Here is a 16,127-nt window from a genome sequence, read left to right as displayed (position 1 = left end):
ACCAAGCCGCAATGAAATTCACGAAATGTTCTTGGCTAAAATTTCTACTAAATCTTCAAAACTTCTTTCATCCCAAAAAATATCATTATCAGCATTTAAAAATTTAGTGATATCTTTGTAAAAATTTTAAGATAATTACTAAGCTATTATTGGTAATACCCTTATACGCAAGGCATTTTACCTATCAAAACATGCAGCTCTCTATTAACGAAATAATATTAAGGTGGAACTTACACGAGAATTTATAAAAAGCTTACCAAAAGCTGAACTTCATTGCCACTTAGATGGATCAATGCGAGTTGAAACCATTATTGATCTTGCCAACAAAAATGAGATTGAATTACCCGAAAAAGATCCTGAAAAATTAAAAAAAATATTAGAAGTTGGTAAGAATTGTAAGAGCTTAACAGAATACCTACGTCCATTTGATATTACGTGCTCTGTTCTCCAAACCAAAGGCGCTTTAGAACGAGCTACCTACGAGTTGGCTGAAGATTGTGCCGAAGAAAACATCAGGTATTTAGAAATTCGATTCTCCCCTATTCTTCATGTAAATGGAGGCTTATCCTTAAGCAAGGTTGTTGATGCCGTATTGGATGGTAAAAGCAGAGCTGAAAAAGATTTCAATATCACTATTGGTATTATAATTTGCGGGTTACGTCATTTAAGTCCTGAAACAACCAATATACTAGCCGAACTTTGCGTGGCCTATAAAAACTACGGTGTTGTAGGTTTCGACTTAGCTGGTGCAGAACGAAATTTCCCTGCAAAAGATCATAAAGAAGCATTTTATCTTATTATAAATAACAATATTAACACCACAGTACACGCCGGTGAAGCATACGGTCCTGAGTCAATACACCAAGCTCTGCACCATGTTAGAGCCAATAGAATTGGACATGGCACAAGATTAAAAGAAGATGGCGATTTGCTCAACTATGTCAACGATCATCGTATTCCACTTGAAATGTGTATCACTTCGAACCTTCAAACTAAAGCAATTGAATCATACTCACGTCATCCTATAAGATTTTATTTTGATATGGGATTAAGAGTTACCATAAATACAGATAACCGATTAATATCTAAAACAACACTCACTGACGAATATATGTTGGCGATAAAAGAATTTAATTTCAGTCCTAAAGAGATTAAATATTTAATCACAAACGGTTTTAAATCAGCCTTTTTACCTTTAAATCAGAAAGTAAAACTACTTAAAAAAGTCAGTCAAGAACTCAGAGAAAAAGGTTTAGAAATCCATAGAGATTATATTTAATCACAGGTCTGCAAAATACAAAGCACAAAATCTATCAAAATAGTCCGATCAATTGGTCGGACTATTTTGTGCAATAATACAATATTCTTATACTTTTGTATGCAATTTTAAAATAACTCATGAGATATTTCTTAATGATATTAGCTCTTGTAGCTGGCTGTTTATTACCTATACAAGCAAGTATTAATGCAAAACTGGGTACTTTTTTAAAAGCACCAGTTATGGCGGCACTTGTTAACTTTATTGTGGGTTTCTTTATTTTACTTATCGTGATTATAGGAATTCGTACTCCCAATAATATTATGCTAGCTATTAAAGAGGCTCCTGCATACGCTTGGATAGGTGGTCTTCTGGGCTGTATTTATGTAACATCCATCATTTTTCTAGTTCCTCGATTGGGAGCTGCTCTTAGTTTTGGTCTAATAATAGCCGGACAAATGATTTTCTCATTGGCTCTAGATCATTTTGGTATGTTTGGCGTACCGGTACAACCTGTAAATTGGGCTCGTATTGCAGGTGTTCTTTTAATTTTTGCAGGTATTTTACTGATTCAAAAATTCTAATACAACTTTTTAGCACTGATCAAAAAAGATAACAACTATCATACTTATTTAGGTCATAACCTATTTACAATAACTAAATTTGCTTTTTAATATCTACAAATGCATTATTTCATACACTTAGGATTCGATGGTAGCAAATACAGTGGCTGGCAGAGACAAAAGAACACTAGAAACACGATTCAAGAAATTATAGAGCGAGCACTCACGCGAATATGTAAGAAAAGTGTGAGCGTATATGGTTGCGGCCGTACCGATGCTGGTGTTCACGCTAGTCAATACGTCATTCAAATCTATCTAGATGAAGCTCCCCAATTCGATCTAAAATTTCTACTGAATAAAAATTTACCCACTAGTATCGCAGTTTTTGAGATATTCGAAGTAAATCAAGATCGACATTGTCGTTATGATGCCGTAGCACGCACCTACGACTATTTTATTCATTGGAACAAAACCCCAATACTTTTCCCTAACAGTTCACTTTATGAAGATTTGGAAGTTGACTTTGATTTGATGAAAAAAGCTGCAGCTCTTATTCTTGAAACCAAAGATTTTAGAGCGCTTTGCAAGCAACCAGACTTATACAAGAATACCTTGTGCCAAATAAGTAATTGTGAGTTGTTTATTAACGAGGAACAAGGACGCATGCGATTCACTATCACCAGTAATCGCTTTCTACGAGGCATGATTCGAATTTGCGTTTTCTTTTTGTTGGAAGTAGGTCGTGGTAAAATAACGTTGGATGAGTTTAGTGCAATTTTGAAGCAGGAAATGGATTATAAAGAAAAACACCCTGCACATCCCAATGGGCTTTTTCTCAGCAAAATTGAATATCCTTTTTTAAAACTGGATGATTCATATAATCAGGTTAAAATATTATGCACTGGTCTAGAATAATTTTAGCCTAAAAATTAACAAGCATAACGTAATTAGGCGCAGATTTTTATGATACAAATATGATTGATGTCCAAATTATAAAAAGATCAGCCTTATAATCCTGAAATTTAACAGAAATCTATTTTCCTACGTTCTTTACTGTAGTGTTTTATTTCATCGATGTTGGGTTGGTATAATGGATCGATCCACCATTTTTGTTGTGTTGGTTGTTGTTGTTGTTGTTTGCCTTGCAGAGAAAATTCATGAATTTTCTTTACGGTATTGGCATCATTATCAATCGTCGATATCCCATTGTCGAAACCATAGTCACCCAATGAAACAATAAGATGTATATGGTTGGGCATAACAGACCAAACATTCATAATGACACGTTTATGGTATTTTGGTATTTTTTTTATTTCCCTTTCAACAATTTCACCCAATATTCAGCAATAATCTATTCTTGTTTATTACATCCTGAATTTATCATCCTTCCAATTTTTGGGATTATTGATAATATATTTCTTTATCCGTTGGTATTCGCCATCATTACGTATGATGTGATCATGATAATTGGCTTGCCAATTTTTTATGCCTGATGTGTTTTGTACACAATTAATTTGTTTTGATGTTTGCTGTTTGAATTTCCCCATTATTTTAGGGATTATCATTCTTCTACGTTCTTTACGATATTGTTTTATTTCATCGATATTTGGTTGGTATAATGGATCGAGCCACCATTTTTGTTGTTTTGATTGTTGTTTGTCTTGCAGAGAAAATTCATGAATTTTCTTTACGATATTGGCATCAGTTTCCATTTCGTTATCAATCACCAACATTCCATTATCAAAACCATAATCACCCAATGAAACAATAAGATGTATATGATTGGGCATAACAGTCCAAACATTCATAATGACACGTTTATGGTATTCTGGTATTTTTTTTATTTCCCTTTCAACGATTTCACCATATTCCGATAAAATCATTTTACCATCAACAATCTCACCCAAAATACATTCACGCCCCGCAATGAAAACAAGGCAATAAGTACTTAAAATAAACAAATCAAGTGCATTGTTATTTAAATAGAAATCATAGCTTTGCTTATTAGTAAAAAATAATATCATTATTGTTTATAACATACGTTGAAAATAAACGAAATAGAAATTTTAATAATGGCCCGAATACCAATTGAAATAGAGAAAATAAAAAAAGTATCACGGAGATATAGAGGTACGGATTCAGAGACTATTGAGATTACAGAATACCTTGTTTCTGTTTCCGAAAAAGGACAAAGTTGGAAAAAAACAATCCATTGCGATTTAAAGGAATTGACAAAATTTCGTGACGCCATTTCAAATATAATAGAAACGACATCAACAGCTGAAAAAATGAACATAAGCATTGAAAATGCTAATATTCTTGACAAACATTACGCTGAGGATAAGCTCTGCCAAAATTGTAAATATCAATTAACAAATAACTGCTTGACTTGTCTTTTTGATTTACAAAGTCCACTCGAAAGAAAATTATTTATTGCGTTAAATGAAGAATACATCCGATTTGAGGCTCAATATCCTCTCAATTGGAAAGGAGAAAAAATATCGATAGAGGGAAAATCATATAATAATCCAAAGAATAATTTTAAAGAAGTTCTAACTGTTGCTGATTTTTATATTGAGAAAAAAGATGTGAAATTATGTGTTTATACTGATGGACACACCTATCACGAAAGAACTGAGGAACAAGCTCAACGAGACAAAAGAATTGACCGTAAACTTCAGGAATTAGGATTTCAAGTGTTGAGATATACAGGAAAAGATGTGAATGAAAATACGGGTTTTATCATGGCTGAAATTAAAAAGTGGATTGAATAAATAAAACTCCAATAGTTCTTAAAATTCTGAAGAGGAAAAATCAACCAAAATTACAAATCAGATTGAATTATAAAATAGCGTCCCCAAAAAAGCTTTAGAAATAACATTAGGGGCATTTTTAGTCCGAAAACAAAAATACAATTTTGTTGTATTTAGAGAACAATTTATTTTCATCATTATAAATCATCTTTAATCAGCGTCCATTTTTTTTGCATAAAAAATGGGTTCAGAACTTATCTGAACCCATTTCACTATTTTATGCTAAAACTAATTTTTAGAAAAGATCAGTCAATAAATTATCATCAACCAAATTAGGTAATGTTACCTTTAGGTCTGGGCGACGTGCCATTTCGCGTTCGGCAGTAAATATAGCTCCATCGTTTCTGGCCCATGAACGACGTGCAATACCATTATTTACATCGTAGAACAACATGCTTTTAAGACGCGCATCAGCTTCTGGAGTTCCGTCAAGTAACATACCAAAACCACCGTTCATCACTTCACCCCATCCTACACCACCACCATTGTGGATTGATACCCAAGTTGCACCTCTAAAACTATCTCCAATTACATTTTGAATAGACATATCGGCTGTGAACTTAGAACCATCATAAATATTCGATGTCTCACGGAATGGTGAATCTGTACCACTTACATCGTGATGATCACGCCCTAATACAACAGGTCCAATTTTACCAGCAGCAATCGCATTATTGAAACCTTCAGCAATTTTAGCACGTCCTTCAGCATCGGCATATAAGATACGAGCCTGAGAACCAACAACTAATTTATTTTGTTTTGCACCTTTAATCCAAGTAATATTATCTTGCATCTGCAATTGAATCTCCTTTGGAGAATTCTCTTTAATTTCTTGAAGAACTTGCATTGCAATCTCATCAGTCATATCCAAATCTTCAGGTTTACCCGATGCACAAACCCAACGGAATGGACCAAAACCATAGTCGAAACACATAGGACCTACAATATCCTGAACGTATGATTTATATCTGAAATCGATACCATTCTCAGCCATAATATCAGCACCAGCACGAGACGATTGTAATAGGAAAGCATTTCCATAATCGAAGAAATAAGTTCCTTTTGCAGTGTGCTTATTTATTGAAGCGACATGACGACGAAGTGAAGCTTGTACTTTCTCTTTAAATTCATCAGGGTTTTCACTGATTAAATGATTAGACTCTTCATAAGATGTATCAACTGGATAGTAACCACCAGTCCATGGAATATGTAGCGAAGTTTGGTCAGAACCAATGTGGATATAGATATTCTCCTTATCGAAACGCTCCCAAACATCAACGATATTACCAATAAAGGCAATAGAAACCACTTCCTTATTTTCTTGAGCTTGTTTTACACGAACAATTAAATCATCCATGTTATTAATCAATACGTCAACCCAACCTTGATCGTAACGTTTCGTTGCGGCCTTAGCATTTACCTCGGCTACAATTGAAATACATCCAGCAATATTTCCCGCTTTTGGCTGAGCACCACTCATGCCACCTAAACCAGAAGTTAAAAATATTTTTCCAGCAGGCGTTTCACCCTTTTTCAAAATTTTACGGAATGCATTCATCACTGTAATCGTTGTTCCATGAACAATACCTTGTGGGCCAATGTACATAAAAGAACCCGCAGTCATTTGCCCATATTGAGAAACGCCTAAAGCATTAAATTTCTCCCAATCGTCAGCCTTAGAATAGTTAGGTATAACTAAGCCATTGGTAACAACGACTCTAGGCGCTCCTGGGTGCGATGGAAAAAGGCCCATAGGGTGGCCTGAGTATAAGTTTAAGGTTTGCTCATCAGTCATTATCGCTAAATACCTCATCGTAAGCAAGTATTGCGCCCAGTTTTGAAACACAGCACCATTACCACCGTAAGTAATCAACTCTTCAGGATGTTGGGCAACTGCAGGATTCAGGTTGTTTTGCATCATCATCATAATACCTGCAGCCTGCAACGATTTAGCAGGATACTCTTGAATTGGACGAGCGTAAATTTTATATTCAGGTTTGAATCGGTACATATAAATACGACCAAAATCTAATAATTCTTGAGCAAATTCACTTGCCAATTCCTTATGCCAAGGCTTTGGAAAATAACGAAGTGCATTGCGGATTGCTAATTGCTTCTCCTCAACTGAAAGAATATCTTTTCTTATTGGAGCTCTGTTAGCATCCTTTGGATAAGCCTTCTTAGCAGGTAATTCCGATGGAATTCCTTGTAAAATTTGTTCTTGGAATGTCATAAACTTTCAATTTAATGATTCAAACTAAATATTTTTATCCTTAAAAAGCACTTTTACTTAAAAAGGTAAGTCTTTAAAATTTTATTATTACAAAGATATCCTTAGTTTTGATACCTAACAAGATCAGTTTTGTCAATATTTAATAACTATGAGTAATCAAATTGAGTTAAGGCATTATAGATACTTCCTTGCTCTAGCTAAGGATTTACATTTTAGAAAGGCTGCAGAACGTTTATATATCTCACAACCAGGTTTAAGTCGTCAGATTAAACAGATGGAGGAAGATTTAGGCATTTGTCTTTTTGAACGTCACAACAGAAAAGTTGAATTAACAAAAGCGGGCATCTATCTTCAAAAGGAGATAAAAGATGTCTTTAAACAATTAGATGATATCACTGAACACGCTAAACTATTGAATGATGGCTTGGATGGTAATCTTAAACTTGGCTTTGTGGGCTCGGCTATGCAAAACGTTATTCCAGATTTACTTTTAAAATATAAAAGCAAACACCCACAAGTTCTGTTTAGTTTAAACGAGATGGATAACGAAAAACAAATTCAGGCTTTACTAAATAGAGAAATTGATGTTGGCTTTGTAAGAATGGGACGTGTACCTCGTGGCATTAATGCTCAATCTATTTTTGAAGATACGTTTTCACTTGTACTACCCAAAGATCATCCTTTAGATGAGAGCAATTTTGAAAGTTTATCTCAATTTAAAGAAGAAGCATTTATTCTTTTCGAGTCATCCTTTAACGAATCGTACCACGAAAAGGTGATGCAAATTTTCGATCATAGTCATTTTTCACCTATCATATCGCATCAAACGGTTAATGCCAGTTCGATATTTCGCTTGGTAGAGAAAAAATTTGGAGTAGCCATTGTTCCCACATCACTTAAGTTGGGCTACAATATGAATATCAAATTTATAGAATTGAATAATATTCCTCAACGAACTACCCTACAAGTCGTTTGGAACAACATGAATATTAACCCAGTACTTAATAGTCTGATCAATACACTCGTTCCTGAAAAGAATTAGTTTAAATTTAAATTCCTAAATTCACAATAATGAGACTAAGAGAAAACAAGCCTGCCCTTTTATTAATCGATCTTCAGAAAGGCTTTGAAGATGAAGCCTATTGGGGTGGTAATCGAAATAATAAGGATACGGAAGAGAAAGCTGCACAAATACTATCTAAGTGGCGTAGTTTAAACCTACCTGTCTACCATATTATTCATAGTTCACAAGATCCAAAATCTCTACTACATCAATCTCACGCTGGTTTCGAGATATGCGATCAGGTTAAACCGATAGATGGAGAACCTGTTATTATCAAAAATGTAAATAGCGGTTTCATAGGTACAAATCTTAAAGAACAGCTTGACAATAAAGGCATTACACACCTAGTTATTATTGGATTAACAACAAACCATTGCATATCAACCACAACACGTATGGCTGGCAACTATGGTTACGAAACGATTGTAATAGAAGATGCTACAGCGACTTTTGATCGTATTGGTTTACATGGAGAAAAGTACGCTTCTGAGATTATTCATCAAATTTCACTGAGTAATTTAAAGGATGAATTCGCCACAATAATGAATACTACACAACTTCTTAAATCAATTTAAGATACGTGAAACTATAAAACGGACCTATATAATAACTCACTAAAAAAAAGAGTTATTATAGGCAAGTCCCACATGACAAGAATATAAAATTATAAAAAGATGAAAGTAAATATTGAAATAATAAACGACCATTTCCTAATGGAAGCTAAAGGAGCAAGTGGTGTTCCGGTATTAATGGATAATTCAACAGTTGAAAATGTACAAGGAACAAGTCCTATGGAAATGTTACTTATGGGTGTAGGCGGTTGTTCTGCCATCGACATTGTTCATATTCTAAAGAAACAACGCCAGGTTGTCACTTCATATAAGGTAGATGTTCAAGGTGAAACTGAAGCTACTGAAGGTGCTAAACCATTTAAATCTATACATTTAAACATCTCCTTGGAAGGTGATATTCCTGCTGATAAAGTAATTAAAGCTGCTGCTTTAAGTTTCGAGAAATATTGCTCAGTATCAATAACACTGCAAGAATCAGTAACAATCAAGTACAATCTCTTTCTTAACGGAGAAAATATTTTGTAATTCGTAACAAGAAAATATGATTTAAAAATGAAGCTTAAGATAATCTCTAAAGCTTCATTTTTGCTTTAAAATCAGATCATACTCCCAAAATGCTAAGGTCCTGTTCTAAAATTGAGGACTCAATATATATTCAAAAAAGGATTCAATAATTTGTTTGACAAACTCCTTATTAAAGTCTTTCAATACAAACACAGAGATATTTTATTATAAAGCACTTTAGTGTTCCGTACGAAAGAAATCAAAATTAGAAAATAGCTACAAATTAGTTGTTCCTAAAAAATCAACTCTCAGTTCTATTCCTTTTTATTCAATTACATCCCGTCAATTCCATTTCTTATCGAAAATTGAATTTTTATTCATGCTTATGCCAACGAGTTGCTTATTTTAGAGGTCTTAAATAAGAATCTCTCACTTTAAGGGAGATTGGACAACTCAATAAACCAATAAACATGAAACGAGCCGTTAGTAATTCTTTCTGAACAAAAGACAATGACTATTCAGGCGACTTCCATGTGGCAACTAAAAATCAAATTTCATACACATGAAAAAAAACCTATTCACACTCCTATTAATCATGATAGGATTTGGTGTCTTTGCACAAGAAACACCTGTAACAAAGGCAAATTTCGAGTTGGCGGCTAAATTTTCGCCAAACCGATTAAAAAATATCGTATTCTCATCAGAAGTTCGACCAAACTGGTTAAAAAGTGGCGAAAAATTCTGGTACACTTACCGCAATTCAGAAGGCACCTTCTACTACCTTGTAGATCCTGTAAAGAATACAAAAAGTAAATTATTCGATGCTGTAAAAATGGCTTCAGATATGAGTCGTCTTACTGGCGATCCTTTTGATGCACAACACATGTACATCAGCAAACTTAAATTCATCAATAAAGAAAAAACACTTCAGTTTCAAGTAAAAAGTAAACTTGTAGAGGAAGAAGAAAAGGATGAAGATGGCGACAGTCAGGAAGAAAAGAAAGATGATGAAAAGGAAAAGGACGCTAAAAAGAAAATGGTAGACAAAGTATGGCATTTTGAATACACATTAGCTTCAAAAACGCTGAATCTTCTTGATGACTTCGAAAAACAATTGGAACAAAAAAAATGGGCATCGGTTGCTCCTAACCAAGAATATGTAATTTTTGCAAAACAGTATAACCTATGGTGGATGGATGCTGAGAATTACGAGAAAGTACAGAAAAATGAAAAGGATTCGACCATTGTTGAACATCAACTAACAAAAGACGGTGTTGAGCATTATTGCTATGGTGATAATTCATACGGTAAAACCAACAGAGAAAAAAAGAAAGAAATTGATGATAGAAAAGAAGCTTATGTATGTTTCTCATCTGACTCAAAGAAATTTGCTTTAACTCGTGAAGACGAACGTGAAGTGAAAGACTTATGGGTAATTAACTCAGTAGCTGAAGGACGTCCAACTCTTGAAAGTTATAAATACGCAATGCCTGGCGACAAAGAAATTGCACAAACAGAACTTATCGTTTTTGATTGGGAAACCAAAGAACCCGTAAAAGTTAAAGCCAATGCGTTTAAAGACCAGACTATTTCAATTTTGAGAGCTCCTAGAAAAAAACGTAACGCAGCTGATGATGTGAAATTTTCGAAATGGATAAATGAAGGCAGCAACTTGCTATATTTCAAACGCTCTAGCCGAGATTTAAAACGTGTAGATATTTGTACAGCAAACACCACAACTGGTGAAGTAAATATCCTTATCGAAGAACGATTAAACACTTATATAGAAGGAGAAGCTCCATTTGCATTGGTCAATAATGGGAATGAGATGATTCATTGGTCTGAACGTGATGGTTGGGCACATTTCTATCTTTACGACAAAGCTGGAAAACTGAAGAATCAAATCACATCAGGAGCTTGGCATTGTGATAAAATACAAGGCGTTGATGAAAAGAATAGAGTACTTTATTTCACTGCTAATGCTCGTGAAAAAGGTGAAGATCCTTATTACTCACACCTTTACCGTGTAAACTTTGATGGAACAGGTTTAAAACTTCTTAATAAAGGTGATTTTGATCACAAGGTTAACATGAATGATCAAACTCATTATTTCATAAATAATTCTTCAAGAGTTGATTCGGCTCCCGTATCGGAACTATACAATTCTAGAGGAATTAAGTTGATGAAACTTGAAGAAATGGATTTGACTCGTTTATTCGAAACGGGTTATAAATTTCCTGAAACATTTAAGGTTAAAGCTGGCGACGGTATTACAGATATCTATGGCGTGATGTATAAGCCATTCGATTTTGATCCGAATAAGAAGTATCCAATTTTGACTTACGTTTATCCAGGACCTCAAACCGAGGCTGTTTACAAGAGTTTTTCTACTCGTATGGATAGAGCTGACCGAATGGCTCAACTAGGATTCATTGTTGTTACAATAGGTAACAGAGGTGGTCACCCAGCTCGTTCAAAATGGTATCACAACTACGGTTATGGTAACCTTAGAGATTATGGTTTGGAAGACAAAAAAGTAGGAATCGAGCAATTGGCTGACAGATATAGCTTTATCGACATAAACAAAGTAGGTATTTTCGGTCACTCTGGTGGTGGATTTATGTCTACAGCAGCTATGTTGGTTTATCCTGACTTCTTTAAAGTAGCTGTATCAGCAGCAGGAAACCACGATAACAATATTTATAACCGTTGGTGGAGCGAAACGCACCATGGTGTAAAAGAAGTTGTAAGTGAAAAAGGAGACACAACATTCCAATATAAAATTGATACGAACCCTAGCTTAGCTAAAAACCTAAAAGGAAAGCTAATGATTGTAACTGGTGATATAGATAATAATGTACATCCTGGTAACAGTATTAGAATGGCTAATGCCCTAATTAAAGCTAACAAGCGATTCGACTTCTTTATGTATCCTGGCCAGCGTCATGGCTTCGGAAATATGAGCGAATATTCTTTTTGGGTACGTGGTGAGTATTTCTGTAAATATTTGCTGGACGATTTCAGATCCTCAGCCGATTATGTAGAAATGCAAAAAGATAAACCTCGTAAATAATAACATCATTTCAAGGAAAATTCTAATCCCGATTTACTCAAAGTAAATCGGGATTTTTCATGAAATTCCAATGTGTTTTGTTCAATAATAAAAAAATAGACTTATTATCAATATAAAACAAAAACTAATTATAATTATTTTACAATAAAAAATATAAAACAAGTATAACTATTTAAAATAGAATAATTTACTTACCTTCGTGATTCTACATTCAGATTCAACCTCACAAAGACAGATAAAGCAGATTTTAATAGTAATTCCCCCCTTCTCTTTATTTTATGCACAATGCATATATGTCATGATAATGTACGAAAGTGTGTGGTTTAGATACCATATGAAACAGATTTAGATTTTTATATCTGTAATCAAAAAACACAATATGTCAGAACTTTTAACTGTCGGCATCGTCGGTAGCTCCCTAAAAGAAAACGAAGAACGAGTTGCAATTCATCCAAAACATATCGAACGTATTCCTTCGATACTACGTAAACAAATGACTTTTGAAGAAAGTTATGGCTTAAAATTTGGTGTAAATGATCAAACAATTGCTCAACTCACGTCAGGAAGAGTTGCTCCAAGAAAAGAGATTCTGAACAGTTTTGATTGTGTACTTATACCTAAACCATTGGTGTCCGATTTAGCTCAAATACGAGAAGGTACTATTGTATGGGCTTGGACACACTGTGTGCAACAAAAAGAAATTACTCAAATATCAATCGATCGAAAATTAACTATTATAGCTTGGGAAGAAATGTTTACTTGGACCAATTCAGGTGACAAAAATATGCATATTTTCTATAAAAATAACGAAATGGCAGGCTATGCAGGTGTCAACCACGCATTAAGTCTTATTGGAGTTGCAGGCCACTATGGTAAATCAAGAAAGGCAGTTGTACTAAGCTTTGGTTCAGTTAGCCGAGGTGCTATATATGCCTTACAAGGGCAGGGTATTCAAGACATAACTATTTATACCAATAGAGTATCAACTGATGTAAGCAATCAATTACCTGGAATTACATTCAAACAAATGAAGAATAACGCTTCAGGTGAATTGTGTTCTGTTGAATCAGACGGAACGACACTTCCTTTTTCTGAAGTTTTGGTTGATGTGGATATTATTGTTAATGGTATTCTTCAAAATACGGAACATCCCATCACGTTTGTTCTTAAAAAAGATGAAGCTAAATTAAAAAAAGGAGCCTTAATTATCGATATCAGCTGCGACGAAGGTATGGGCTTTTGGTGTGCAAAACCTACAACTTTTAAGCATCCAATAATAGAGTCTGAAGGTAAATTCTACTATTCTGTCGATCACAGTCCTAGTTATTATTGGCAATCTGCATCATGGGAAATTTCAGAAGCTATACTCCCTTTTCTACCTATCGTTATCGGAGGACCAAAGACTTGGGCAAAAAATGCCCCAATTTCAAGGGCAATTGAAATAAAACAAGGCATCATTCAGAATTCAAAAATATTGTCCTTCCAACACAGAAATAAAAACTATCCACATCTTGTAATAAATCGTGGAATAATTAAAAACCCCAAAATGGTAAGCTTCCAACAAAAAAATGAAAGCTATCCAAACTTATCACAAAATTAAATTTTAGCTTACCTATTTAAAATATACTAATCCCTATTTGCAAAAAGTAAATAGGGATTTTCTTTTATACATAAGTTTTTAGAGCTAGAATTAACATTTTTTCGTACCTTTAAGGTAATAACCTATTGTAAATAAGTACAAAACACATTTTATTATGAAAAAAATTATTTTGATTTTAGCTGTTTCAGCCATGTTTTTAGTAAGCTGTACTGAAAGCAAAACAAAGAAGGAAACAACTGATGCTCCCAAAGTTGAAAATCAAGAAATGGAAGTTAGTAAAGCTGATTCTCTAACCAATAAAATAGAGAACGCTAAAGTTGAAGTTGAGAAAGCAGCTGAAGAAGTTGACAAAGCATTAGACGAGTTATAAATACTAAATAAACTAAAATGAAAAAATATTTTATTATACTAGTATCCTTTTGCCTATTAACAACATACAATGTTCAGGCTCAAAAGGAACTACAAACAAATGGGAAAGCTCAAGTTGAAAAACTTTATAAAGCTAAAAAAGACACGCTTATAAAAAAAGGTGAAGCCAAAAAAGACGAGCTAAAGAAAAAAGAAGCTAAATTAAACAAGAAAAAAGAAGATGTTAAGAGTGATATAGAAGAAAAAGGCAATGCTTATGGTAAAGATAAAGTCATAAAAGGCAAAGAATTTAGTCAAGAAATGACTGGCAAAGCGAAACTTAAAAAAGAGGAAAAATTAAAAGAACTTAACGAGACGCTTAAAGGTAAAAATGACAAAATAACAAATGCCGAAGCAAAACTTAAGGAAGTAAAAGAAAAACTTGAAAAAAGTAAAAAAGAAGGTACTATAAACGAAGATCAATACTTAGAAAAGAAATCTAAAATTGAAAAGGCTGAGGCAAAAGTAAAAGCTCTTGTCGAAAAAGTAAAAATGGCTGAACAATTTTAAAAATAGAGATTAAAAAATTTCTTAAAGATCCCAACTTACTTATTATGTTGGGATCTTTTCATTTTATAGATTTGTAAACTTTTTAAAGAATTCATACAATATTTCAATCATCAAATAGTTTATGTATTGAGGTTTATTTTAAGTAATTTTAGAATTATTAAATCACAACATATATTAACTGAAAATTATGAAAAAACTGTTATTAATTGCTTGTCTATTCAGTATGGGTTTATTAGCTCAAGCACAAGATTACGATACAGCAATTGGAATTAGAGCTGGTTCTGCAAATGGATTAACGATTAAGCACTTTATAAAGAACGATGTTGCCTTAGAAGGAATCATATCTAGCAGATGGCAGGGATTAAACCTTACAGGCCTTTACGAGATTCACGCTAAAGCATTCAACGAACCTGGTTTTAATTGGTATTATGGCTTTGGTGCACACCTTGGTTTTTGGGATGGTGATGATGCTCATTGGGGTGATGATGACAAAAACTACACTGTTTTAGGATTAGATGGTATAGTGGGTTTAGAATATAACATTAGCGAAATTCCAATTAACTTAAGTGTGGATTGGAAACCAGCACTAAACTTAATTGGCTACACAGGACTTTGGGGCGATGGTTTTGCACTTTCAGTTAGATATGTCTTCTGAAATGAAGATATAATTCTATAGATTCATTGTATGAATCCTAGCTTGAATATTCTGGTTAGGATTTTTTTCATTTAGAGGTTTATTGATAGAGAATTTTATTTTTCATAAATTCATGCAAAATTCATTTTGAAACCTTATGATTTTAAACTTCATCAACTGGGATATAGATCCTGAAATTGTCAATTTATTCGGCTTTTCAATACGCTACTACGGTTTGCTTTTTGTAACAGGCTTACTTCTATGCACATTTATTCTAGGGTGGATTTTTAAAAAGGAAAATATACCTCAAAAAGATCTTGATAAACTATGGATATATGCCATAATTGGAATCTTTGTTGGAGCCAGATTGGGACATTGTTTGTTCTACCAACCCTCCTATTTTTTAGCTCACCCGCTTGAAGCTATTCTACCCGTTGAATTTCCTCCCGAAGGCGGCTTTAAATTTATCGGATATAGAGGTCTTGCTAGTCATGGTGGTGCATTAGGCTTAATTTTCGCAATAATTCTATACGCACGTAAAACAAAACATTCAATTATAGACACGATCGACCTTATTGCTGTTGTAGCGGCCTTGGGCGGCTGTTTTATCCGACTTGCTAACCTCATGAATTCGGAAATAATAGGCATGCCAACAACAAAGCCTTGGGGTTTTGTATTTAAAAGAGTCGATATGATTCCTCGCCACCCAGCACAACTGTACGAAGCCCTAGCCTATCTAATCATTTTTGGTTCTACTACCCTTTTAGTGGAAATGTGTAAATTGGTGTATGAATTTCACCAAAGATTTTTTCAATTTGGTTTTAGATTTTGGCGACCAATGGGTTATCACAAAAATAGAAACCGATCATAGTAAGCTTCATGTTTATCTTTATTTG

At 33.9% G+C, this 16,127-nt stretch carries 16 protein-coding genes; 13 read left to right on the top strand and 3 right to left on the bottom strand.

Features of this window, described 5'->3' with window-relative positions; translation table 11 throughout:
* Positions 1-223 precede the first annotated feature (223 nt).
* From add to truA, 3 genes are all read left to right on the top strand, one after another.
* Positions 224-1,279, top strand: a complete 1,056-nt coding sequence (gene add, locus EMN46_RS16865; protein ID WP_368667568.1) for an adenosine deaminase — start codon at positions 224-226, stop codon at positions 1,277-1,279.
* A 119-nt stretch (positions 1,280-1,398) separates the two neighbouring features.
* Positions 1,399-1,842, top strand: a complete 444-nt coding sequence (locus EMN46_RS16860) for a DMT family transporter (protein WP_154201993.1) — start codon at positions 1,399-1,401, stop codon at positions 1,840-1,842.
* A 99-nt stretch (positions 1,843-1,941) separates the two neighbouring features.
* Positions 1,942-2,736 (top strand): tRNA pseudouridine(38-40) synthase TruA, encoded by a 795-nt coding sequence (truA, locus tag EMN46_RS16855; protein WP_154201992.1) that lies wholly within the window; start codon positions 1,942-1,944, stop codon positions 2,734-2,736.
* Positions 2,737-2,843: 107 nt separating this feature from the next.
* Here truA and EMN46_RS16850 read toward each other — a convergent pair whose 3' ends face one another.
* Both EMN46_RS16850 and EMN46_RS16845 read right to left on the bottom strand, forming a co-directional pair.
* Positions 2,844-3,098 carry a hypothetical protein gene (locus tag EMN46_RS16850; RefSeq protein ID WP_154201991.1) on the bottom strand — a complete coding sequence of 85 codons (255 nt, stop codon included), beginning with the start codon at positions 3,096-3,098 and terminating at the stop codon, positions 2,844-2,846.
* An 87-nt stretch (positions 3,099-3,185) separates the two neighbouring features.
* Positions 3,186-3,845: a transposase gene (locus tag EMN46_RS16845; RefSeq protein ID WP_154201990.1), complete on the bottom strand. Its 660-nt coding sequence runs from the start codon at positions 3,843-3,845 to the stop codon at positions 3,186-3,188.
* Positions 3,846-3,893: 48 nt separating this feature from the next.
* On the opposite strand from EMN46_RS16845, the gene EMN46_RS16840 reads away from it, so the two are divergent.
* Positions 3,894-4,595, top strand: coding sequence for an endonuclease domain-containing protein (locus EMN46_RS16840; protein WP_154201989.1), 702 nt, complete (start codon positions 3,894-3,896; stop codon positions 4,593-4,595).
* 274 nt (positions 4,596-4,869) lie between these two features.
* Here the strand turns inward: EMN46_RS16840 and EMN46_RS16835 are convergent, their stop codons facing one another.
* Complete coding sequence (locus EMN46_RS16835; protein WP_154201988.1) at positions 4,870-6,867, bottom strand: urocanate hydratase; 1,998 nt, start codon at positions 6,865-6,867, stop codon at positions 4,870-4,872.
* A gap of 148 nt (positions 6,868-7,015) precedes the next feature.
* On the opposite strand from EMN46_RS16835, the gene EMN46_RS16830 reads away from it, so the two are divergent.
* From EMN46_RS16830 to EMN46_RS16790, 9 genes are all read left to right on the top strand, one after another.
* The gene (locus EMN46_RS16830; RefSeq protein WP_154201987.1) at positions 7,016-7,909 is read left to right on the top strand and encodes a LysR family transcriptional regulator; all 894 of its coding nucleotides are present in this window, start codon (positions 7,016-7,018) and stop codon (positions 7,907-7,909) included.
* Between the two features lie 29 nt (positions 7,910-7,938).
* Entirely contained in the window at positions 7,939-8,505 is a 567-nt protein-coding gene (locus tag EMN46_RS16825) for a cysteine hydrolase family protein (RefSeq protein ID WP_154201986.1), read from the top strand.
* A 99-nt stretch (positions 8,506-8,604) separates the two neighbouring features.
* On the top strand, positions 8,605-9,027 hold the full coding sequence (locus EMN46_RS16820) for an OsmC family protein (protein WP_154201985.1): 423 nt from the start codon (positions 8,605-8,607) through the stop codon (positions 9,025-9,027).
* A gap of 541 nt (positions 9,028-9,568) precedes the next feature.
* The gene (locus EMN46_RS16815) at positions 9,569-12,079 is read left to right on the top strand and encodes a DPP IV N-terminal domain-containing protein (RefSeq protein ID WP_154201984.1); all 2,511 of its coding nucleotides are present in this window, start codon (positions 9,569-9,571) and stop codon (positions 12,077-12,079) included.
* Positions 12,080-12,458: 379 nt separating this feature from the next.
* Positions 12,459-13,679, top strand: a complete 1,221-nt coding sequence (locus EMN46_RS16810) for a N(5)-(carboxyethyl)ornithine synthase (RefSeq protein ID WP_154201983.1) — start codon at positions 12,459-12,461, stop codon at positions 13,677-13,679.
* 154 nt (positions 13,680-13,833) lie between these two features.
* Positions 13,834-14,049, top strand: coding sequence for a hypothetical protein (locus EMN46_RS16805; RefSeq protein WP_154201982.1), 216 nt, complete (start codon positions 13,834-13,836; stop codon positions 14,047-14,049).
* 17 nt (positions 14,050-14,066) lie between these two features.
* Positions 14,067-14,597, top strand: coding sequence for a hypothetical protein (locus EMN46_RS16800; protein ID WP_154201981.1), 531 nt, complete (start codon positions 14,067-14,069; stop codon positions 14,595-14,597).
* 187 nt (positions 14,598-14,784) lie between these two features.
* Positions 14,785-15,252, top strand: coding sequence for a hypothetical protein (locus tag EMN46_RS16795; RefSeq protein WP_154201980.1), 468 nt, complete (start codon positions 14,785-14,787; stop codon positions 15,250-15,252).
* A 136-nt stretch (positions 15,253-15,388) separates the two neighbouring features.
* On the top strand, positions 15,389-16,102 hold the full coding sequence (locus EMN46_RS16790) for a prolipoprotein diacylglyceryl transferase (protein ID WP_154201979.1): 714 nt from the start codon (positions 15,389-15,391) through the stop codon (positions 16,100-16,102).
* Positions 16,103-16,127 lie beyond the last annotated feature (25 nt).

Source organism: Ancylomarina sp. 16SWW S1-10-2 (assembly GCF_009669305.1).
In the GTDB taxonomy this organism is placed as follows: domain Bacteria; phylum Bacteroidota; class Bacteroidia; order Bacteroidales; family Marinifilaceae; genus Ancylomarina.
Note: the sequence above shows the minus strand (reverse complement) of the source record. Positions and strands in the feature narration are given on the sequence as shown.

Excerpts from the sequence above, each read along its gene's own strand:
- EMN46_RS16860 (WP_154201993.1), top strand. The coding sequence starts at position 1,399 with ATGAGATATTTCTTAATGATATTAGCTCTTGTAGCTGGCTGTTTATTA.
- truA (WP_154201992.1), top strand. The coding sequence starts at position 1,942 with ATGCATTATTTCATACACTTAGGATTCGATGGTAGCAAATACAGTGGC.
- EMN46_RS16850 (WP_154201991.1), bottom strand. The coding sequence starts at position 3,098 with ATGAATGTTTGGTCTGTTATGCCCAACCATATACATCTTATTGTTTCA.
- EMN46_RS16845 (WP_154201990.1), bottom strand. The coding sequence starts at position 3,845 with ATGATATTATTTTTTACTAATAAGCAAAGCTATGATTTCTATTTAAAT.
- EMN46_RS16840 (WP_154201989.1), top strand. The coding sequence starts at position 3,894 with ATGGCCCGAATACCAATTGAAATAGAGAAAATAAAAAAAGTATCACGG.
- EMN46_RS16835 (WP_154201988.1), bottom strand. The coding sequence starts at position 6,867 with ATGACATTCCAAGAACAAATTTTACAAGGAATTCCATCGGAATTACCT.
- EMN46_RS16830 (WP_154201987.1), top strand. The coding sequence starts at position 7,016 with ATGAGTAATCAAATTGAGTTAAGGCATTATAGATACTTCCTTGCTCTA.
- EMN46_RS16825 (WP_154201986.1), top strand. The coding sequence starts at position 7,939 with ATGAGACTAAGAGAAAACAAGCCTGCCCTTTTATTAATCGATCTTCAG.
- EMN46_RS16820 (WP_154201985.1), top strand. The coding sequence starts at position 8,605 with ATGAAAGTAAATATTGAAATAATAAACGACCATTTCCTAATGGAAGCT.
- EMN46_RS16815 (WP_154201984.1), top strand. The coding sequence starts at position 9,569 with ATGAAAAAAAACCTATTCACACTCCTATTAATCATGATAGGATTTGGT.
- EMN46_RS16810 (WP_154201983.1), top strand. The coding sequence starts at position 12,459 with ATGTCAGAACTTTTAACTGTCGGCATCGTCGGTAGCTCCCTAAAAGAA.
- EMN46_RS16805 (WP_154201982.1), top strand. The coding sequence starts at position 13,834 with ATGAAAAAAATTATTTTGATTTTAGCTGTTTCAGCCATGTTTTTAGTA.
- EMN46_RS16800 (WP_154201981.1), top strand. The coding sequence starts at position 14,067 with ATGAAAAAATATTTTATTATACTAGTATCCTTTTGCCTATTAACAACA.
- EMN46_RS16795 (WP_154201980.1), top strand. The coding sequence starts at position 14,785 with ATGAAAAAACTGTTATTAATTGCTTGTCTATTCAGTATGGGTTTATTA.
- EMN46_RS16790 (WP_154201979.1), top strand. The coding sequence starts at position 15,389 with ATGATTTTAAACTTCATCAACTGGGATATAGATCCTGAAATTGTCAAT.